We start from the raw sequence: 19,908 nt of genomic DNA, 5'->3' as shown, positions 1-19,908 counted from the left end.
TCTTTCCGGGAACCAACGTCATCACGATGCATCACGCATCCGACGCGACCTGCTCAATGAATTCTCGAAGCACTGCCACGACCGCGTCCCGTTCTGCTGTTGCCTCGAGCACGGAGAGCCGGAAGCTCGGGCGCAGCGTCAAGCGGTCGGCCGCGATGTCAATGCCGTTGATGTCATTGAGTCGCGTCCTGAGTCCCTCGCGAAGCTCCTCCCGGTCAAACGGCGGTCGGTCTTTCAGATACTGGAAGACGACCTCGGCGGTACCGGACTTCGGGTAGATCGCGAACGGCCAGATGCCTCGGCCGCTGGCGTCGCGGCGACCTTCACGAGCCATCAGAAAGCACGAGGTCTCGGCCTGGTCGCCGAACTCAAGCGTGCCGCCGGCATCGCGCCACGCGTGGAGAACCTCAAGCACCCCGTGCGACACGGAGGCGGGCTGCGACTCCGCCAACTGTTGCGCGAACCGGTCGAATGCGGGCTGATCGACAACAGGTCCCTGCGCCGGCTCTTCGCGCTCCGGGTCGATCTCCATGCCCAGCATCCGCGCCAGCTCTGCCGATGAAAGCCGTTGAGTCGGATCCGCGCGCCCGTTCTCGTCGAATCGGACGCCTTCAGCTTCGAGCACTTCCCGTTGCGTCAACGATGCGTACTCCGTGCGCGACCCCCACTTGAAACCGGGCGCGGGATTACCACCAGCCTGCACGACCCGCCACGCGCCGTCGGTGGTTCCTCGCGAGATGAAGCCAGCCACCGGCTGCGCATACGTGGACGCGAGCGCCGCCAAGTCGCCATATGTCGTCCACCGACCGCGCGGAATCGCTTCGATCGCTTCGCGAACCAGCGCCCACGTGACGCCGGTATCCACGATGTCACTCACCTGCACGGGCGAGACCCACTCGGCGACAATGCGTTCGGCGAGCGCACGGCCGCGTGCCAAGATCTCCGGCCGCCCCCAGTGCTCCTGGTTGACGATGTCTGCATGAAGTCGGATTCCGCTCTCGCGCAGCAACGCCTTCTTCTCGGGGAAGTCGTGGTTGCTGAGCTCGGAGTTGTAGCCGGTCAGCGTCAGGTTGCCGAGCGTGTGCACCAAGGACTCGTGGATGCTCTCCGCCGACTCATCGTCGGCTGCGTCGCGTGCTAGCTCTCCCCTCCAAAACGCACTCAACGTCTGCGGAAGGATGTGCTCGATCGAGGCACGTTCAAGATCGATCGGTTCTTTGCTTCCGAGCGATTCCTCGATCCACTGCAGAAGCAACTTCTTGTGGCTCGCCTTGCCCATGAAATAGAGGGGCTTCGTCAGCACAGCTTCACGGACCTGGTCGTCTGACGCGAAGAACTTGCGTCCGGACGAGAAGTACAGCAGCAACGCGTCACTCGCCGAGACATCGCGGCGCATATCGGACGGCGCGCGAAGGAAGATTCGTGACATGGCATTCGGCGAAGCGCCGACGATGAGCCGTCGAACGAGGAACGACTCGATCGTGGCGAGGCAGGCCGCGAGTCCTTCGCGCGAGATCTCTCCGGCATCGGCGCGCGAGAGCAGGTGGAGAATGAGCGGGTCTGCTGAGCCTGCCCCCCACGCGTTCAACCTGTCGAGCCGCGCCCTCACGACGTCACCGAACTGGTTCGACCGCGAGGGCGTCCGCATGATCTCGAGCAGACGCGAAAGTGAAGCGAATCGCGCAATCTCGTTAAAGACCTCGTCCGTCGAAAGCTTGTCGAGACGATCGCGTTGCGCGGCGTAGATGTCGCCTTGTTTGACTTCCGAGTCAGTCGCGACGATGTCCATCCAGAACAAGGCTTCGAGATCCGACGCGGAAAGCCGCTGCTGCATCGGCAGCCACCAACTCGCATACACGTCTTCTCCGCGGGTCCCGAGCCGCATGAAGAGGTAGTTCCTGAGCAGATCGCCCTGCGTGAGCTTCATTCCGGTGTTGTTGAGCGATTCGAAGATGCGATAGACATTGTCGTCGCCGCGTGCCGTGATGCTCACGAATGCCAGGGCACCAAGCACCGCTTCGAGCACCGCGTCGACGTCGACGGACTCTTCGCTCTCGTGCACCGCCTCAAGTTGAACGCGGAAGTATCGATATGCGATCGTCAGACGAGAGTTCGAGTCCGCGTCACCCGAGCCGTCGACAAGCGCACGGTAGTCGTCTCGGTCAGCCTGTGTCGGAACCAGCTTCAGCCGATCGTCGCCGGACTTGTATTTGTCCACCAGGTACCGCTCGTGCACGAGCTCGCGCTTCTGCGGCTGGTCGTGATCGAACTCAGCGAAGTGATCGCGGATTGCGCACAGCAGAATCGACAGCGTCGTCAGACGCTGCTGCCCATCGACGACGAGGAACTCCTGGGAGCCGGGACCGGCACGCCCTAGGTCCAAGACAAGCGAGCCCGTGAAGTGGCTGGCCTGCTTGTTCTGCTCGAGCTGCGCGACGACGTCGAGCACGTCGGACCACAAGCGCTCCAACTGGCTCTTGGTCCACGAGTACGGCCGCTGATAGAGCGGCACGCGGTATCGCTGGTCACCACCAAGAACCTTGCGAAGTCGAGTCTCGGCGACATCCATTCAGCTGTTCCATTCTTGAGGGATCGTTGGGACGGTTCGACCTTATCGGCCGCGGAAATGACGGGCGGACTACAGCCCGTGCAGCTTCCGGCCCGTCCATCTCTGTGCCAGTGGGTCGGCCCCGCCCGATCGAATCAGCTCGCGCAGATTGGGCAACTCCGCTCCGTCAACGGCGTGAAGCTCCAGCGCGTACGCTTCCTCGACGACCTGGTCGAGAATGGCGCCGCACCAGAAGCCCCACGTGTTGTCGGTGATGCGCGCCAGACGGCGCAAGTCGATCTGGTCTTCGCACAACTGCAGGTACCCGCGCACGACACGACGGTCCGATTTCTTGGGTCGACCGCCGCAAGAGAATCGCGCGGACCGTTGATCCATCAGTTCCCAGTAGCGGGCTACATACAGGTGTTCGAACTCGCGATGCATCTGGCGGCTATGAAACAAGAGTTGCCACGCGGCGAAGACGATCGCAATCGCCGTGAACGACTGAATCAGGATTGAGAACAACTCCATATTCAAGAACTCCATTTCTCTCCGCTCGACTCGGCGCTCTCCACCACCACACACCGATACTTCCCGCGGGTCATCCCCACGTAGAGCAGGTCGCGCCACTCCACGCTGGTGGTGGCGACCCATTCCTCGGCGGTGGGGCCGAGGTCGGTGAGCACCACGGCATCCGCTTCGAGACCTTTGAACTTGAAGATGGAGCGCCAGCGGATACGGCCCACTCCCCCGTCGTGCTCCAGCTGTTTGCGCAGCCAGCGCTCGTCGGGCGACGACTCGCTGCGCGCCAGCAGCTCGCCCACGAGCGACGACTTCGCGCCGAACGGGCTCAGCACGACGATGTCGTCCGGGTCGAACTCGGTGAGCAGTTCGCGCAGCGCGGTAGCGAGCGCGGCGGTCTCGGCGCCCGGCTTCGCCATCACGCTCGTGAAGCCGCCCGGCGTGCTCTCGCTGACGCGGTGCCTCGTGAAGCCGAGGCCGGTGCGCAGACGCTTCTCGGTCGCCGTGATGATCGCGGGCACGGTGCGGCAGTTGCGGCGCAGCTGCACGTGCACGAAATCGGGCACCAGGGTCTTGGCGATCCGGTAGCCGGCGGCGGCCGCATCCGAGGTGCGCAGGATCTGCTGCCGGTCATCGCCGGCGAACACCAGTTTGGTGCCCTTCGGCGATCCCGAGCAGGCGAGGGCGAAGATCAGCTCCAGCAGCTTCACGTTGCCGGCCACGTCCTGGAACTCGTCCACGCAGATCGCGCCGAACGCCCCCAGGTCGGGGCGCTCGGCCAGCGCCGCGAGCGCCCGCTCCGGCAGATCGCGCCGGTACCAGTCGTCGGCGGCGCCCTCCGGGTTCTCGGTCAGCCCGGCGAGGCTCAGCATGAGCTGGTTGAGGTCGCGCACCTCGACGTCGGGGCGGCCGGTCAGCAGTCGCAACTGCTCGGCCATCAGCACGTTCCAGCACAGCACCAGGGTCGGGATGCCCTGCTTCGCGAAGCGACGCGCCGCCGCGGCCAGCAGCAGGCTCTTGCCGGTGCCGGCGGGGCCGTCGAAGTACACGTGGTCGTTGCTCTCGACGAGCTCGAGCGCGAACTCCTGCTCGTCGATCAGGCGGCGCTCCTCCGCCTGCCGCTCGCGCCGTTCGTCGTCGCGGGTGCGCTGGGCGCCGAAGTCCGTCACCAATGCCTGCGCGATCGCGTTCGCCTGCTCGGTGCCGAAGCCCGCCGGGTCGAGGTCGACCTCGGTGGCCTTCGAATACCACTCCAGGTGCTGGTCGAGCACTTTCTCGATCAGCCGCACCGGCTTGGCAAGGTCGTCGGCCCAGCCGAGCTCCCACTCGAAGAACTGCATGTCGCCGGGCGACTGGTTGTCGAGTTGGTGACGACCGATGCTCGTGAACCAGACCAGGCGCGCGATCGGGAGTCCCGCATCCAGCAGGCCTCTCTCTCGCAGGAAACCGCGGATGCTGCTGCGCGCCACCACCAGCTGCTTCAGCGGATCCTTCGTCGGCTTGGGCGTCTTGTCGAGGTACCACTCGCCCTCGCGGTAGTTGACGAACCGCGGCGACTTCACCTCGACCAGCACGATGCCGCGCCCCGGCACCATCACGATGAAGTCGGTCTCGCCCATCAGTGCGCCGAGGTTCTGGGCCAGCTGCAGCGAATGGATGACCACCCAGTCGGGCCGGTCAAGGGCGCCCTCGAACGCGGTGAAGACCTGCTTCTCGGAGCGGTTGGCCCCGTCGCGCGCGCGGGCCGGGATCATTCGGGGCATGGTCGCTCCCCCTCTCATTCGCAGCCGACCAGGATGCGCGAGAGGGCGCTCCGGTCGGCACTCGGAATCGACAGGTCGTAGGCGTCGAGCACGCGCACCCACTGGACGGCGTAGTCGCAGTGCATCGACGTGTTCGCCGGAAGCCACTCCGAGGGGCCCCCGTCGGACTTCGACTGGTTGGCGGCCCCATCCACCGCGAGGAGGTTCAGCTGGTCGCTGTGGAACGCGGCTCGCGCGGCGTCGCTCCAGGCGTACGCACCGTACCGCCACGCCCAGGCGAGCGGCACGACGTGGTCGATCTGCACCAGCGTGGAGGTGTCGTTGCCGTGCTGAAAGTGGATGATCGTGCCCGTGTACGGGTCATCGAGCCGCCCGGTCAGCACCACGCAGTCGTAGGTGCCCTCACGGAAGACGACGTCGGTCAGGTCGCGCGCCAGCACGTCGTTGCGAGCGTCGCAGCCGTTGCGATCGGGGTCGCCCCAGCCCGGACCGAACGCGGCGCGCACGTACCCGGTGGCGCTGGAGTTCGCGACCTCGATCTCGTCGAGGAGCGCGAGCGCCGCCGCGGCCTCGGACGGCGGGGCGAACGACACCGTCGGGGTGGGCGTCGGAGTCGCCGATGGCGCCGCGGGCTCGATCCCGTCGGGCGTCGCCGACGCTGTCGCCAGCGCGGGCGACGCCACCGCGCTCGGCGCGGAGTGCGGCGACGCCGTCGACGACCCCGCGGCCAGGTAGACCCCGCCCGCGACTGCCACCAGCAGGAGCGGCCCCAGCAGTACCAGCCACTCCGAACGACGCCGTGCGCTCACCGCGACCTCAGATGCCCGAACCCGCGCAGGGCAGACCGGACTCGGGGTCGGCGGCGGGGCAGTCCCCGCGACCGCACGTTGCGCACACGGCCACCGCCGTCTTCAGCGACGATGCATCCTCGTCGGGGCTGCGCCTGCTCCACAGGTTGATCGCACTGATCGGCACCGGGCCAACCAGGTCGACGCGCACGATCGCCTCGAAGTCGACAGAGCACTCCTGCGCCACCGCGTGCACCGAGACATCCGGGTTCGCAATGTCGGTCAGCGTGCGCGCGATGTGCGCGGGCGCGAGAACGACGGTCTGCGGCTTCTGGTGGTGGGCTCGCTGCACCTCGTGCGCGGCGATGCCGAGCGCGCTCAGCGGCGGGGTCGTGTCGTCGCGCACGATCTGCCGGAGGAACTCCCCCCACTCGACCCCGTTGGATGCGTCGTCGGAAAGGGCGCCACTGAACGGGCCCAAGCTCACCGGCGTGATCTTCGCACCGGCCGACAAGACGGAGGCGCCGCGGACGGTGCCGACCAGCTCTTCCACGCGCGCGCGCGCCACCTCGTTCAGAATCACGTCGTCCGAGACCAACCGCTTCAACCGCTGCAGCGCGTCCGTGGTCGCCTCCGGCAGGTCGTTATCGATGGCATCCAGCCCGAAACGCTCCCTCTCAAGACCGAGTCGGCGACGGATGCTCTCCACCAGGTCCGCGAAGGCAGCAGCCCGCCAGCCGGGCTTGATGAACGACTCTGCGACACGCAAGCGCAGACGTTCCTTCGCATCGGTCTGCCCGGCACCGACGTGGGCGATGTGCATCGCGAACGGCAGACGCTCCGCGTTCAGGCTCGGCTGCTCCGAGGCGAGCAGATCCTCGCTCACCTTCCACGGATGGTAGAGCGCGGTCGAGAGAAGTTCGAGACGCTCGCGAGCCTGCTCGTGGATCGCCTCCAGGCGCGCCACCTCGTCCTTGAGCGCTCGATGACGTGCGGTGCCCGCAATGAGCCGGTGCTCCAACAGCGCCACGCGCCGCTCGAACTCGGACCATTGGCGGTAGTACGTCGTCAAGAGCACGACGAGCGCGACCGGGAACGCCGCGAGCCCGATCAGGAGGATCATCCACCAGTCGAGGTATCGGCCCTCCTCGATCGCTTCGACGATGGCACGCGCCGTCCGCACCTTGGTCGGATCGTCCTCCGTCGCGACCGCCCACCGCGCCAAGAGCGGCGTCAGCATGAACAGACCCGTCAGCATCGAGATGACGACAGCCCAGATGAGCACGCCGCGGTGGAACCGCTTGCGCAACCGGACGAGCTCCCCGGTCTCGAATTCCGCCTCGGGGCCGCTCTCCGCCGCCGCCAGGTCAGCCTTCGCGCGATCACGCGCGAGATCGGTGCGGTCGAGAAGCTCCCACACGAAGGAGCCCTTCTGCCGACCAGCCCACTCGTCGAACGAGTCGAGAACCTGCTGCGCGGCACGCAGGTCGTCCTCCGCCTCGTCGATCTTCGACGCCTCCGACTCGATGCGCTTCGACAGCATCACGAGCTTCTGCTCATCGATCTTCAGCTGCGCGACGTCGTCGGGGCCGAGCGCGCCGTCATCCTCGGGCGTCTCGTTCTGCTCCTCCGCTTCGCTCTCGTCCTTCACCGGGGCCTTGCGCTTCGCGGCGACCACCCGGCCGTCCGCGCGCACCTTGAGCAGCCCGGCGTCGAGCAACTCCTCGCGCCGCTCGTCGATCGCGACAGCCAGCGCGTCGCGATTGGCGGTCAGCTCGACCACCTTGGCTTGCTGCGCGGCGACCGCGTCCGTTGCCGACGCGACCTGCTTGCTCAGCGCGTCGTGCAATCCGGGCTGGTCGCGCAGCGTGCGCCACGTCACCGAAGCCGGGAACCCGTGCGGCACATCGGTCGACTCCCAGGTGTCCTCGGGGTCGGGCACCACGTGCGCGAGCTTGCCGAACACCGGCGTCCGCCCATCGACCGGCTCGAAGCCGAACTCCTCCGAGTTGGCGCTGCCGTCAAGGGCTCCGAACGTGAGGTTCCGCAGGCGCGTCCACAGTCGCGGTGTGGAGGTCGCCCCCATCGTGACCCGCTGGCCGGATGCCTGGGCACCGTTTTTCGCGATGCGCTCGGACGTGTCGAGCAGTACCTGGTCCCGCGAGTCGAGAAGCTGGTCGAGGCGGCGTTCCAGGGTTCGACGCCCGTCGGCTCCCTGAAGCCGTCGTTCGAGCTTGCCCGCGACCCGGTCGTGAATCCAGAGGCGGATCCATCGCGGAATCGCCGCCACCTTGCCAGCGCCGAACGAGAAAAACGCGCGAAGCTGCGCGCCGATCCCGATCTTCGTTCGCGCCGGCTCCGTGTTGAGAACCGGCACGCGGTAGTCGAGAGCCCGGGCGTCGAGCGACATCGCACTAGACGCCATCTGGGTCACATGGTCGCGGACCCGGTTGTCCGGGATCAGCGCCGCTTCCTTCGGCACCGCCTGAGCGCCGCCGACTGCGATCGCGCCCTGCTGTGCCACCAGGTCGTTCATCACACCGGCGACCGCGTCCGCGGCCACACCCCCGGTGATGACGCCGGTGACGAAGGTGCGCGGAATCCAGATGCTCTGCGCGGCCGACGCCTCGAACGGGACGACCTCGAGCGTCCCCACGGGGATACCGCTCCAAAGTCCGCCGATCGAGGCGAGGTGCATGAGCTCAAAGCCGGCGAAGCGGTCGTTGTCGCGCACGAACGCGTCGCCGGCGTTGGGCGTCGCACGGTCCTCCGGCGACGCGACGACCACGACGCTGGAGTCACGTGCCGCCCACTCCACCCGATCGGTGAGCTGGAAGTCGGTCGGCGCGCAGATCAGGCTGGCCCGCACCAGTTCGGCGTGCTCTTCACCGCCGCCCTGGGCAGCGTGGTCGGGAACCGACAGGCGCACGTACCGGGCCACTCGATCGCCGACCGCATCCTGCAGGTCATCGGTCTCTCGGTGCGGGCGAGCCGAGCGCACGGTAATCAGACGGAGGATGCGCAGCTCTTCCTGCGCCAGGGCCTCGAACAGGTCGACCTCGGGTTCGATGAGCTGCCCCGAGTCGGAGAGCGCGAACACCTTCGCGACCACCGACGGCGGCATGCCCTCCGGGATATCGACCCCTTCGGGCGACACCCACAGCGCGGGCGACAGGATCGAATTGGCCGTCCACTCGCGCGCGAGCGCGAGCAGTTCGGCGCCGTCCTTGCCGCTCGGCAGCAGAATGACCGAGACGGCTCCGCTGCTCCAGAATCCGGAGGCCATCAGATGCCCGAGGTCGGGGCGGCGGCGCGCAGCACCCCGTCGCGAATGTCACGCAGGCAGGTGAGGACTGTGTCCCGGATCTCCCACGTGACCGGATAGGCGAGCACCCTCGTCTCCGGATCCTGTTTGATGACTCCGGAGGTGAACGCATCGATCTCGACGTCGATGAACGCGCGCACCGCCTCCTGCCGCTCTCGCATGGTCTGTGACGGCGTGCCCGCGCGTGCAGGATCCGGAATCGGCGAGGCGTCCGGCATCGTGCCGTAGCTGATCCAGTCGGCAAGAACGTGGCCCGGCTCCGACCCGTCTCCGCCCAGGTCGAGCAGCACGTGGTAGGGGCGCAGCGGCTCCAGTGAGCCCGCGGCGTTTGCCAGCGGCTGCGCGATGATCAGCGACTCCATGACCGCCCCAGGGAAGTCCACCGGCGGGGCGATACCCGGGTAGAGCAACGGGTGCGGGAAGTCGACATAGCCGCGGCGTTCCGCATCCCAGATCTTGAGCTTCGGCCCCTTCTCGCGATCCGTGGCCTCCATATCCAACTGGCCGAGCGCCTTGGCGACGTACCAGCCCCGCAGCATCGCGTCGAACACCTCGGGAGCGGCGGGCGTCGACTCCCGCAGCAGGCGGGCGCGCTTCCACTTCCAGAACGCGGCACGCGAAACGGACGTGCCGGAATCAGCCAGCCAACCCTTCGCGATCGGTGCCATCACCGAGTCGATCACGACCGGCTGACACGGGAAGCTCGACATGGCGAAAATCTCCACCGCGTCCACATTCGCGTCCCTGAACCATTTCGGCGACTTGCTCTCGTCCCACACACCCGCCGCCACCAGTGCGGACTTCGTGATCTCGTACATGTCCGTCCCCGTCTTGAACGGGATCGCACTGACGGTGGGCTCGAAGCTCTTGTCGATCGACTTGCCGTGCACCGTCGACAGAAGGCCGGGGTTCAGACGCACCAGCGGCTCGCTCGCGCCAAGCGCCGCCGTCAGACCCTCGCGGAACGCCTCGCGGCGCCGGCGGAGCTCGTCGGGCTTGACCTGGTCGATGTCGAAGAAGTCGGTGAGCGTGGCGCCGATGTACGAGTCGAACGCGCGACCCTTGCGTAGCATCCACCGCTTGGCGCGCGTCAGGTACTCCTGCGGGTCGTCGTCGAAGGTGAAACGCGGCGCCGAGGTCTTCGCCGCGCGCCGATCCGGGTCGGCGGTTGCCGCGGGAATCCACCCTCGCGGCATCTCGACCGCACTCCACCGAAGGGATGCCTCCGGCTGCTCCGCGGCACTCGGCCCGCGTACCAGTTCACCGATTGCCTCGCGCATCGCGTCATCGAACTTCTTCTTGCCGAAGGTCGCCTCGACGAGGCGATTGAACTCCGTGGGGTACGCCTCGTGCGAGACGAGCAGGCGCTCGTTCGGGGCGGGCGTGTACTTGCGCGGAACGGACGGGTCGCCGAACTTCGGCCAGAACGCGTAGTCGTTCTCGCGCCCGTCGCGAAGCGTGCGGCTGTCGATCTCCTGCCGAAGCGACATGCGAGCCGAGTCGAGCGTCTCGCGCAACGGGTCGATGAAGTCGCTGCGCAGTTCGGCCAGCAGCCCCGAGGCCGCCAGCCGCAGGTTGGCCTCCGACTGCCACTCGAACGACTGCACGACGCGGTCGAGGGCCAACTCGATGACGTCCTGGTCCGGTCGGATGGAGTCCTGATTCGCGGCCTCCGCGAGGTGCTCCTCGACCAGGCTGTGCACGCGCAGGGTCCAGTTCAGATGGGTCTGCGCCTCATCCTTCAGCCCCTCCGAGGCCGAGCGCAGCACGCGCGACAGTTCGCGCAGCAGCGCCACGGTGACCGGCAGACCGTGCTCGGCGATCCACCACTCCAACGTGTCGATGATGTGATCGGGCATCGTCGCGAGCCACTCGTCGAAATTCTCCGAGCGGTTCGTCGTGTCGCGGGCGAGGTACGAAGGCACCAGCTCGTCGCGGAGGTTCAGCAGCCGGGTGCTCCAGGTGCTGCGATCGAGTCCGCCGGTCTTGTCGAGACCCTCCTGCGCCCGCGACAGGACGGTGTGGCGCAACTCCTCGCCGAGCGCGTCGCGCTCCGCCAACGGGCGGATGGCGTCGATGACGTCGTTGCGCTCCTCCGTCTCCTCGTCGAGCTTGACCGCGCGGATGAAGGCGTCGAGCACCTGGCTCTTGCGGTACTCGATCCACTCCTCCTCGGTGCGCTCCTCGAAGCGCGGATCCTTCTCGGTGTGCGCGAACAGCATCCGGTCGATCACCGACCGGGCGAAGCGCTCACTCGCGTAGTCGACGAACTTCTCGCGCCCGAGCGTGACTCGTCCGAAGCCCATCGCGCCGAAGGGCGGTGCCTGGTCCAGGGAACGCATCAACCGCGTCGCATCCGCAAGTTCATTTGCCCCGACGTTCACGTACCAGTTGGTCGTCGCGTAGTCGTCCAGGTTGCCCTGCACCAAGTCATCCGTCATCCACGCGGCCACACTCGCCGAGACCGCGGAGTAGACCTCGCCCTGGGTGCTGAAGGCGACACGGGAGTTCTGTCGCCCGACAATCAGTGGGAACGCCGCGCCCACGCGGTCCCGTGCGCCTCCGTACGACGGGCTCAGGCCGACGCGACGGAATAGTTCACGCGTGGCCGCCGATGGCTCGCGCGTCCAGAATCCGTTCGCCGTCTCGACGACCGTCGCGAGTGCGTTGGCGGGGATGCCGCCGGCGCCGGGGATGTTGTCGAACACATCCGGCGCGTAGAGCAGAGCGAAGAACTGCTCCGCCCAGGTGCTTGGCTTGGCCGATGCCTTCACCGCCTCCAAGACGTCCAGGTACTGACCGGCACCTGACCCGCCCGCGATCGAGGAGATAACGATGCCGGTCGGGCTCGCCGTCGCACCCCCGTCCTGCTTCGCTCCCAAGTGCTCACCGAGTGAGGCGAGCTCGGCGAGCGCACTCGCGTCGTTCATGCGGTCGATCGCCGTCTTGGCGACCTTCGCGATCTCATCGAGCTTGGAGAGCGCGACGGCGCGGCCGACACCGCGGAACTGCCCCGCGCCCTTCGTGACATCGACCGGCACCCGGCTGGGGTCGGGAAGCATGCGTTCGGCCTCGCCACGATGGCCAGAGGCGATCTGCTGACCGTGCATGATCGCCTGGAACACCGTCTCGTACGAGCCGCCGCTCGCCACCATCCCCTTGTAGTCGGTGGCCGGGAGGAACGGCAGTCCGTAGTCGGCGCCGTCCTGAGCGACCGGGGTGTCGAAGTGGATCAGCTGCCAGGCCGTGGGCAGACCTCCGCGCCACCCTGCCTGCTCGAGACGGAGCGTCAGCGCGTGGCGCAGACCGCGAATCGTCTTGCCGCCCGATCCGCCGACTCCGACGATCAAAAACGGTCGCAGCATGTGATGTCTCCCTCGTTGTTCTTCGGTGTCCTGCGTCAGCGCGAACGCGACGGCGGGGGTGGCGGCGGGGTGTCGCCGAAGTCTCGTCGTGCGGGCGGGTCCGCGCTCGGCACGGCGCTTGGAGGCGCGCTCGGAGACGCACCGCCTGCGGGCCCCGCCGGGGGCACGCCCCGCGACGGCGCCGCGGGCGGGCTGTCATCGCGCGTCGTGACCCCACGACGAGAACTCGGCGGCGGCGGTTCGGCGCTTGCCTGCCCGTGACGCGGGGCGGGCGGTGCGCTCGAGTCCGTCGCTCGGCTCCTCGCGCCCGGCACTGCTGGCGCAGCGGCAGACGCCGCACCGCCGGTCGGCGCGGGATGGGAGTCGAACGCTCCTCGGAGCCGGGTGAGCTGTGCGCGCAGCGGTTCCGCGCTCAGCACCTCGGCGACGCGGCGATCGAACGCCGTTGGCCCGCTCTTCTCCATGCGCGTCCAGACGACAAGCGTTCCCGGGACCCGTTCATCGCCCCGCGCGGCGGCAGCGAGCGACGCCGCCGGGGCAACGAAGCCCCACACCGCACCCATGTCGCCGTTGAATCCGGCGATCGCGCCCTTCGCCTGCGCCGATCGACGAGACGCGGGGAGGAATCCGGCCGGACCGAGAATTGCCCTGCCGTCCGCCGGAACGATCTCGGCCCACGGCGTGCCGAACGGGTTCAGCGAAACGCGAGCTCGAATCGTTCCCAGCGCCGGATCGGTGACCGTGCGCGCATCGGGCTCGTTCGGCTGGAACTTGAAGACATCGGAGCCGAAGCTCTGACCGATCAACGGCTCACCCACGCGATCGTAGACGCGACCGTCAGCCGCGATCGACGCCGGGATCTGCGCCCGGCGAAGGTTCGCGCCGCGGTTGATCCGGCTCGTCCACCAGTTCAGCAGCCAGAGCAGCACCAGCGGAAGCGCGAGGCCGGCGAGCAGCAGCAGTAGGAAGCTCGCCCCGAACGCCCAGGCGTCGAGCGGGCGGCTGGAGCTGAACTCGATCGGGAGTTCCCCCTCGATGGCTCCGCCGTCCGCCGACTCGTACCGAACCGGAAGCACGGCAGAGATCTCACTGTTCGCCGCGGTCCGGTTCGCCGCCGACACGGCGATGTCGACCTCGGCGTCGACCTCCAGGCATTCCCCGTCGACGTCGACCGACCATGCCCAGCCCTCGGCGCGGTCGGCGGAGTCGCTGACGACGGTCGGGACGAGGCCCTCCGGGAAGCAGACGCGACCGGTGCCACCGTCCGCGGGCGGCAGTACGGTCACGATGCCCTCGGCGGCACCATCCGCGCCGACGAGCTCTGACAGCTGGAGCGAGGACGGAGACAGCGTGGGGTACTGAGCCGGCAGCGTCACCACGACGGCGCGGCGTGCCGTGACCGGCGCAAGCGGCGTCTGCGACGGACGCGTCGTCACGTCGACGAGCGCCGCTTCGAGCAGCAACTCGCCGGAGGCCTCCGCCGCCGCGTAGTGGAACGCGAACTCCCCCGTCACCGGGTCGAACTCGATGGCATCGGGTGACACCGACTGCGAACCCGACGCCGTCGCGGTCGCGAGCGTCAGGCGGAAGTCGTAGGCGTCCAGCGGAACGACCCGATCGTCGTCGCGAAGGATGCGTCCCCTCAGCGTGTTGTCGGCGCCTGCCAAAAAGGTGGCCGGCTCATCCAATTCGAGAACCAGGCCGCCGAAAAAATACAGATTGTCACTGCCGCCGGTCGTCGACTCCCACGACCACCTGCCGACGTCACCGGCGTCGCGCGGCGCGACCGTGATGCGCGAGGCGCCGCCCGACTCGTCCAGCGTGAACCCGGCGCCCGCCGCGTCACCGGCGGAGATGGTCTCGCCGTTGGGGGACGTCAAGCGCCAGTCGCGGGAGCCCGTCACGATCGCGAACTGCGAGATGCCCGCATCGACATCGAACGTGCCATCGGCATTGAACGGCGACGCGAAACCACCCGAGACCACCGTGCCGAGCTGAAGGAACACGAGCGCAAGATCGGCAGCGCTGCTGGCCTCGAGGTGGACCCCCGACACGTATCCCTCGGGAAGCGGATACTCGCCGCAGGTCACCTGCGAGCCGCGCACCTCCCCCGCGCCTTCCACCAGCGCCCGCATGTACGGGGCGTTCTCCACGTCGCGCGGCGTGAATGCGGCGCCGGGAACCTGGAGCAGCACTGCGATGACGACGACGCCCGACTGACGAAGCTCGTTGAACGGCCCCAGCCCCCAGCGCGGCTGGCCACCCGGCCGGATCTGCGCGCCGCAGAGGTCGTTGAGTGCGGCATCGTCGTCGGCTCCATCAACGCTTCCGCTCAGGTTGATGCCCCCGTCGGTGAGCCACACCATGGCCTGACAGCCGTCCGACTGCGAAGCGCGCTGCACCAGCAGCTTCTGCGCCGACGACACCGCGACGGCCCAGTTCGTCCAGCCCAGCGAGTCCTGGTTGCGGATCGCCTTACGAACGCGATCGGCCTGCGAATCGACCGATCCCGTCTCCACGGTCGTCCACGGAATGGACGCCACGAAATCGGTGCCGAAGAAGCCGACCGCGTAGCTGAGCTCGAGATCGTCGCGGAGCGTGCCGAGCTCTCGCAGGCTGTTGGCGATCAGGTCGGCCCGCACGATACCCGGATCGGTGTCAGCGAGGCTGCCCGACGCATCCATCAGGTAGTAGACGTCCAGCTGAGATTCGCTGGCGAGGCACTCGCGCAGGTCGCCGATGCCGTCTTCACCCGCGGCGCTGAGCAGCGGAGTCGCGGTGATCGCCGCATCGGCGGTCGTCGTGCCGACGGCCAGCGTTCCGGCCGACAAGCCGAGCACGAGCGCAGCGCGAAGCAGTTTGCCCGACCAATTCACCACTCAGAATCCCCCCGCGAACAAGTTGGCGATGTTGGCGATGTGCCACACCGCCGGGAGAAAGCTGAACCCCACGATGTATCGCAGGCCGGTGGCGTACGCCGGTCGAAGCGCGAAGTTGCGGTCCCGGAGTCCGCGCCGTTGCGCGACTCGGTCCCAGGTAAGCGCGCCGATCGTCAATACCGGGGTGAGCACGTAGCCTGCGACGCTCAGCGGCCAGGTGCCCAGCTCCGCGAAGGGCGGTTGTGTCGCGGTCGTCGAGAATGTCCAAACGGCCAGGATCACGCTCAGAATCAACGACAGCAGTCCGAGCTGCAGCGGGACAGCACTGGCGACAGATGCTTTCGCTGCCGCGACTCGCGCCGGGCGCGAAACAGTCGGCGGACTGGCTGTCATATCAGAACTCCCTCGGAACCCCCTCGAAACCAAGTGGGAATTCGCACTCTATCGGAAGCGAGGGGGCCTCGACTCCGCCCCAAATCGGGGGAAGCCTCGTGACAGCGCCGTCGGCCCGGGAGTTTACATGCGCGCAATGTTCCGAGGCCAAATCTAGTCGAGCGCAACTCGAAATGTCGGCGGCACCCCTCACACTCATCGAGCCCCAGCACCGCCATGGCCGTCAGCGATCCGAGGAGCCCCATGACCGACCCGAACTACACCGCCCTGCTGCTCGTCATCGACCGGTCCGGCTCGATGATCACCATCCGCGACGAAATGGTCGACGCGCTCAACGGCCTGCTCGCCGAGCAGTCCACCCTCGACGGGCTCCTCACCGTCGACGTCGTCATCTTCGACGGCGTCATCGAGCACACCCACACCATGGCCGACGCGCGCACGGTGCGCATCGAACTCGAGCCCCGCGGCGGCACCGCCCTCATGGATGCCCTCGGCGCATCCATCCAGATCTTCGGCCAGCAGCTCGCCGCCCTGCCCGAGCACGCCCGCCCCGAAACCGTGCAGGTCATCATCGTCACGGACGGCCACGAGAACTCCAGCCGCGAATACGACCACGACATGGTGCGCGAGCTGATCACCCGGCAGACCGAGCAGTACAACTGGGACTTCGTCTTCCTCGGCGCCAACCAGGACGCTGTGCTTACCGCCCGCGACCTCGGCATCGGCCGCGACTCCGCCCTCACCTACGACGCCGGCGCCGACGGGGTGCGCGGAATGAGCCGTTCGACCAGCCGCTACATGCGGGATGTGCGGGCCAAGCGGAAGCGCGGGTTCGACGAGGGTGAGCGCGGGGAGGCTCGCGGGGCGTAGTCCGGGCCGTGCGTCGGGCGATCTGCTGCGGCCGAAAGCTATCGCGATCCGAACCACAACTGGGCTACTCTCACGATCATGTCGCCGACGTTGACCCCCGCAGAACTCGCCCGCGAACTGTCCGTTCCGGCGAAGCGCATCCGCTCGTACCTGCGCTCGGAGTACGGTCGGCTGAAGTTCCCCGAGACCCGCTGGCATTTGGACGCGGCTCAAGCGAACGACGTCCGCGACCACTTCTCGACTCCCCGCCCGAGGTGAGCGAGAAGATGCCCCTCAACTCGACAGACCAGGCACGACTCCGCCTCACGGTGTTCGCGGCGCTGGAGCGCTTCCTCGATCTCCGCGGCGGCTTCGCCACGCGCGACGAGCTCTTCAATTTCACAATCGATGGCGCCCGCTTCCCGCTCATCGATTACACCCGCGGCATCCGCAACCCCGTCGAACTCGACGCCACGCTCTCCGTCGTCAGCTCGCTCGACGGGCCGTACCCCGACCGCGTTGACCCGGCCACGGGGCTGCTCGAGTACGCGTTCCGCGAAGGCGACAGCTTCGCGGGCGACAATCGCAAGCTGCGCGTCGCGATCGACCAGCACGCCCCGATCATCGTGTTTCGCAAGCCGATGCCGAACATCTACGTTCCCGTCTTTCCTGCGTACGTGGTGGGCGCAGGCGCCGACGACCGGCACGTCCTCATCGCCCTCGACGAAGGCATGGGGCAGGTCTACCGCAACGGCGTGCGCCCGGTGTTCGAGAAGCGGTACGTCGAGCGGGTCGTGCAACAGCGGCTCCACCAGCCCCTGTTCCGCGCCCGTGTGATGGCCGCGTATCAGAAGACCTGCGCGATCTGCCGCCTGAAGCATCCCGAGCTGTTGGATGCGGCACACATCGTCGCCGACGCGGATGAGGCAGGCGTGCCGACGGTGACCAACGGACTCGCGCTGTGCAAGATCCATCACGCCGCCTACGACCAGAACCTGCTTGGAATCTCGCCCGACTACGTCGTGCACCTGGACCGTGCCCTGCTGGATGAGGTCGACGGCCCCATGCTGCGACACGGACTGCAGGACATGCACGGAATCGAGCTCACGGTTCCCGCACGTCCTGGTGAGCGCCCGGATCGCGACTCGCTCGCGGCGCGGTTCGAGGGCTTCGGCGTCTGACTCGCTAGAGCCCCACGAAGTCCCGCACCCAGCCACGGATCTCGCCGAGACACGCATCGTCGACCCGGCCGGCCACCGCGAGCAGCCTCGCGCGTGACACCGTCAGCGGCTGCTCGGTTACCGCGAAGCTCGGCGCATCAAGCCCGGTCGGGCCGGCCAGGCGCACGTGATTCGACCAGCCCCGATCGCGCGTCGTGACCGGCACCACGATCGCCAACGAATCGACGACGTCGAGGTACTCCTCCCCCGCGATCACCACGAGCGGGCGACGGCCCGCATACTCCCGGCCAGCCGAGTCCCCGAGGTCGGCCCAGACAACGTCGCCGGAATGCAGTTCGAGCACGAGGTCAGGATGCGTCGGCGGGCAGGTCGGCGACGGCCGCAGCCTCGGCATTCGTGTACTCGACCGCCAGTTCGGCGCGCTGGGAGGGAGTGAGCGCCGCACGCTCGGCGCGCATCTGCCGGAAACGCTCGGCCCGGTCTCGCTCGGCGATCAGGTGCTCGATGAAGCCCGCGACGGTGATGTCGCGCGAGCGCGCCTCGGCATTGAGCTTGTCGCGAAGTTCACTCGGAACCTTGATCGTTGTCGCCACCATGCGAGTAGTATACCCGCGGCATACCAGTTCGCACCGTACCCCCACAACGCGGCATAGCGCAGCCTCGCCGCACATCTGAGGATGGTTCTAGTATCGGCGTGACTGGGGGTGCGGCATGGGGGCAGGCGACTCTGCGCGCGTCGAAGCGGAACGTCAGCTTCTGGTGCGCGATGCGCACGCCCAGGCTGCACGCGATGCGGAGGCCGATGCGGCTCGATGGATGGCCGCCTACCGCACCGAGAAGCGCACCGCCGAGGCGCTCGCCCCGCTGACCGCGCACGGCTACCACCTGCTCGCCGACCGGCAGTGGCCGGGCAGCCGACGAGCCCAGGTCGACCTCGTCGTCATCGGCCCGTCCGGGGTCTTCATCGTCGACACCAAGGCGTGGGCCGACGTCTATCTGGCGGCCGGGCGCGTGTTCCGCGACCAAGCTGACGTCACTGACGAGTTCGACAAACTCGTCTCGCTCACCCTCGACACCGAGGCGGCGCTCGCCGAGATTGGACTCGCCCCCGGCGAGGTGCACGCCGTCGTCGCGTTTGCGGGCAAGAAGAACATCCGCGGCGAGGTGGGCGCGGTCGACCTGATCGGCGACGTCGATGTCGCCCGCCACGTGCTGAAGCGCGGGCAGCGCCTCACCGCCAACCAGGTCAACTCGGTGCTGCGCGTGTTGACCGAGTTCTTCCCCGTCGTCGGCGCCCCCGCCCCCGCCAACGTCACCCTGCCCGAGCCGATCGCGCCCTCCCCCGCGACGACGCTGGACATCCCGGATCTCCCCTCCGCCGACGAGGTGCAGGCGCTCCACCTGGAGAGCATGCTCGCCCCGCCGATCGAAGAGTGGATGGCGTTCCTGCATCCCGATCAGGCCAAGCTGGTGCGCCGCAGCTTCGGGGGCCCCGCCCGCATCCGCGGCGCCGCCGGTACCGGCAAGACCGTGGTCGGACTGCACCGTGCCGCCTACCTCGCCCGCACCCGCCCCGGCAAGGTTCTCGTCACGACCTACGTGCGAACTCTGCCCGCCGTGCTCAAGAATCTGCTGACCCGCCTCGCGCCCGAGATCACTGACCGTGTCGAGTTCGTCGGCGCCCACGCGTTCGCGTTGCGGGTGCTGAAGGAACGTGGAGTGGCCGTCCGGCTCGACGGACGCAAGGCATCCGACGCGTTCTCGACCGTCTGGCGAACGAGCAGCGGCGACCTGAAGCGTCTCGAGAAGAACACGGACTACTGGAAGGAGGAAATCGAGAGCGTCATCAAGGGCCGCGGGTTCACGGTCTTCGAGCAGTACGCGGACTGCGCGCGGATCGGACGCAAGCGGCGCCTCACCGTCGACCAGCGACGCGAAGTGTGGGATCTCTACACGGCCTACGAGCATGAGCTGCGCCGACTGCGCATCAACGACTTCGCCGACGTCATCCTGCTTGCCGAGCGCGAGCTGCAGCGTGAACCCCTTGACGGCTATTCGGCGGTGATCGTCGACGAGGCACAGGACCTCTCCTGCGCCATGGTGCGCATGATGTGGGCGGTGGCGGGCGATGGCCCGGATGCCTTCACCTTGATCGGTGACGGCCAGCAGACCGTCTACCCCGGCGGCTACTCGCTCGCCGAGGTCGGCATCTCACTCGCCGGTCGCGGCGTCGTGCTCGACGTCAACTACCGCAACACCGCCGAGATTCTGGTGACCTGTCCCGGGTTTTCCGGA

The 19,908-nt window shown here is 67.8% G+C and carries 14 protein-coding genes; 4 read left to right on the top strand and 10 right to left on the bottom strand.

All coding sequences use genetic code 11. The annotated features are described in order from the left end of the window. Nucleotides 1-31: 31 nt before the first annotated feature. The 8 genes from B3S45_RS14375 to B3S45_RS14340 all read right to left on the bottom strand — a co-directional run bounded on the left by B3S45_RS14375 (nucleotide 32) and on the right by B3S45_RS14340 (nucleotide 15,472). Nucleotides 32-2,569 (bottom strand): GmrSD restriction endonuclease domain-containing protein, encoded by a 2,538-nt coding sequence (locus tag B3S45_RS14375; RefSeq protein WP_286721470.1) that lies wholly within the window; start codon nucleotides 2,567-2,569, stop codon nucleotides 32-34. A 69-nt stretch (nucleotides 2,570-2,638) separates the two neighbouring features. Next, nucleotides 2,639-3,094 carry a hypothetical protein gene (locus tag B3S45_RS14370; RefSeq protein ID WP_286721468.1) on the bottom strand — a complete coding sequence of 152 codons (456 nt, stop codon included), beginning with the start codon at nucleotides 3,092-3,094 and terminating at the stop codon, nucleotides 2,639-2,641. After that, nucleotides 3,082-4,833: a nuclease-related domain-containing DEAD/DEAH box helicase gene (locus B3S45_RS14365; RefSeq protein WP_286721467.1), complete on the bottom strand. Its 1,752-nt coding sequence runs from the start codon at nucleotides 4,831-4,833 to the stop codon at nucleotides 3,082-3,084. Before B3S45_RS14365 ends, B3S45_RS14370 begins: the two co-directional genes overlap by 13 nt. Before the next feature lie 14 nt (nucleotides 4,834-4,847). Next, the gene (locus tag B3S45_RS14360) at nucleotides 4,848-5,642 is read right to left on the bottom strand and encodes an HNH endonuclease family protein (protein ID WP_286721465.1); all 795 of its coding nucleotides are present in this window, start codon (nucleotides 5,640-5,642) and stop codon (nucleotides 4,848-4,850) included. 7 nt (nucleotides 5,643-5,649) lie between these two features. Continuing rightward, entirely contained in the window at nucleotides 5,650-8,907 is a 3,258-nt protein-coding gene (locus B3S45_RS14355; protein WP_286721463.1) for an FtsB family cell division protein, read from the bottom strand. After that, nucleotides 8,907-12,311, bottom strand: coding sequence for a tubulin-like doman-containing protein (locus tag B3S45_RS14350; protein ID WP_286721461.1), 3,405 nt, complete (start codon nucleotides 12,309-12,311; stop codon nucleotides 8,907-8,909). The genes B3S45_RS14355 and B3S45_RS14350 overlap by 1 nt, the downstream gene beginning before the upstream one ends. Nucleotides 12,312-12,346: 35 nt before the next feature. Further along, entirely contained in the window at nucleotides 12,347-15,190 is a 2,844-nt protein-coding gene (locus B3S45_RS14345; protein WP_286721459.1) for a hypothetical protein, read from the bottom strand. Continuing rightward, nucleotides 15,191-15,472, bottom strand: a complete 282-nt coding sequence (locus B3S45_RS14340; protein ID WP_286721457.1) for a hypothetical protein — start codon at nucleotides 15,470-15,472, stop codon at nucleotides 15,191-15,193. It lies immediately after the preceding gene. A 354-nt stretch (nucleotides 15,473-15,826) separates the two neighbouring features. Here B3S45_RS14340 and B3S45_RS14335 point away from each other — a divergent pair, with 354 nt between their 5' ends. From B3S45_RS14335 to B3S45_RS14325, 3 genes are all read left to right on the top strand, one after another. Then, the gene (locus B3S45_RS14335) at nucleotides 15,827-16,453 is read left to right on the top strand and encodes a vWA domain-containing protein (RefSeq protein ID WP_286721455.1); all 627 of its coding nucleotides are present in this window, start codon (nucleotides 15,827-15,829) and stop codon (nucleotides 16,451-16,453) included. Between the two features lie 78 nt (nucleotides 16,454-16,531). After that, the gene (locus tag B3S45_RS14330; RefSeq protein ID WP_286721454.1) at nucleotides 16,532-16,711 is read left to right on the top strand and encodes a hypothetical protein; all 180 of its coding nucleotides are present in this window, start codon (nucleotides 16,532-16,534) and stop codon (nucleotides 16,709-16,711) included. Further along, on the top strand, nucleotides 16,708-17,613 hold the full coding sequence (locus B3S45_RS14325) for an HNH endonuclease (RefSeq protein WP_286721453.1): 906 nt from the start codon (nucleotides 16,708-16,710) through the stop codon (nucleotides 17,611-17,613). The genes B3S45_RS14330 and B3S45_RS14325 overlap by 4 nt, the downstream gene beginning before the upstream one ends. 4 nt (nucleotides 17,614-17,617) lie before the next feature. On the opposite strand, the gene B3S45_RS14320 is transcribed toward B3S45_RS14325, so the two are convergent. Further along, nucleotides 17,618-17,956, bottom strand: a complete 339-nt coding sequence (locus B3S45_RS14320; protein ID WP_286721452.1) for a type II toxin-antitoxin system PemK/MazF family toxin — start codon at nucleotides 17,954-17,956, stop codon at nucleotides 17,618-17,620. Between the two features lie 4 nt (nucleotides 17,957-17,960). Then, nucleotides 17,961-18,209 (bottom strand): hypothetical protein, encoded by a 249-nt coding sequence (locus tag B3S45_RS14315; protein ID WP_286721451.1) that lies wholly within the window; start codon nucleotides 18,207-18,209, stop codon nucleotides 17,961-17,963. 115 nt (nucleotides 18,210-18,324) lie between these two features. Between B3S45_RS14315 and B3S45_RS14310 the strand changes: the two genes are divergently transcribed. Continuing rightward, on the top strand, nucleotides 18,325-19,908 hold a 1,584-nt coding region (locus tag B3S45_RS14310), incomplete at its 3' end, for a nuclease-related domain-containing DEAD/DEAH box helicase (RefSeq protein WP_286721450.1).

Origin of the sequence: Microbacterium sp. UBA1612, assembly GCF_002321605.1 — a bacterium.
Taxonomy (GTDB): Bacteria; Actinomycetota; Actinomycetes; order Actinomycetales; family Microbacteriaceae; genus Microbacterium; species Microbacterium luteum.
This window is presented reverse-complemented; position numbering and strand designations above follow the sequence as displayed.

Excerpts from the sequence above, each read along its gene's own strand:
- B3S45_RS14365 (WP_286721467.1), bottom strand. The coding sequence starts at position 4,833 with ATGCCCCGAATGATCCCGGCCCGCGCGCGCGACGGGGCCAACCGCTCC.
- B3S45_RS14330 (WP_286721454.1), top strand. The coding sequence starts at position 16,532 with ATGTCGCCGACGTTGACCCCCGCAGAACTCGCCCGCGAACTGTCCGTT.
- B3S45_RS14370 (WP_286721468.1), bottom strand. The coding sequence starts at position 3,094 with ATGGAGTTCTTGAATATGGAGTTGTTCTCAATCCTGATTCAGTCGTTC.
- B3S45_RS14375 (WP_286721470.1), bottom strand. The coding sequence starts at position 2,569 with ATGGATGTCGCCGAGACTCGACTTCGCAAGGTTCTTGGTGGTGACCAG.
- B3S45_RS14355 (WP_286721463.1), bottom strand. The coding sequence starts at position 8,907 with ATGGCCTCCGGATTCTGGAGCAGCGGAGCCGTCTCGGTCATTCTGCTG.
- B3S45_RS14335 (WP_286721455.1), top strand. The coding sequence starts at position 15,827 with ATGACCGACCCGAACTACACCGCCCTGCTGCTCGTCATCGACCGGTCC.
- B3S45_RS14315 (WP_286721451.1), bottom strand. The coding sequence starts at position 18,209 with ATGGTGGCGACAACGATCAAGGTTCCGAGTGAACTTCGCGACAAGCTC.
- B3S45_RS14350 (WP_286721461.1), bottom strand. The coding sequence starts at position 12,311 with ATGCTGCGACCGTTTTTGATCGTCGGAGTCGGCGGATCGGGCGGCAAG.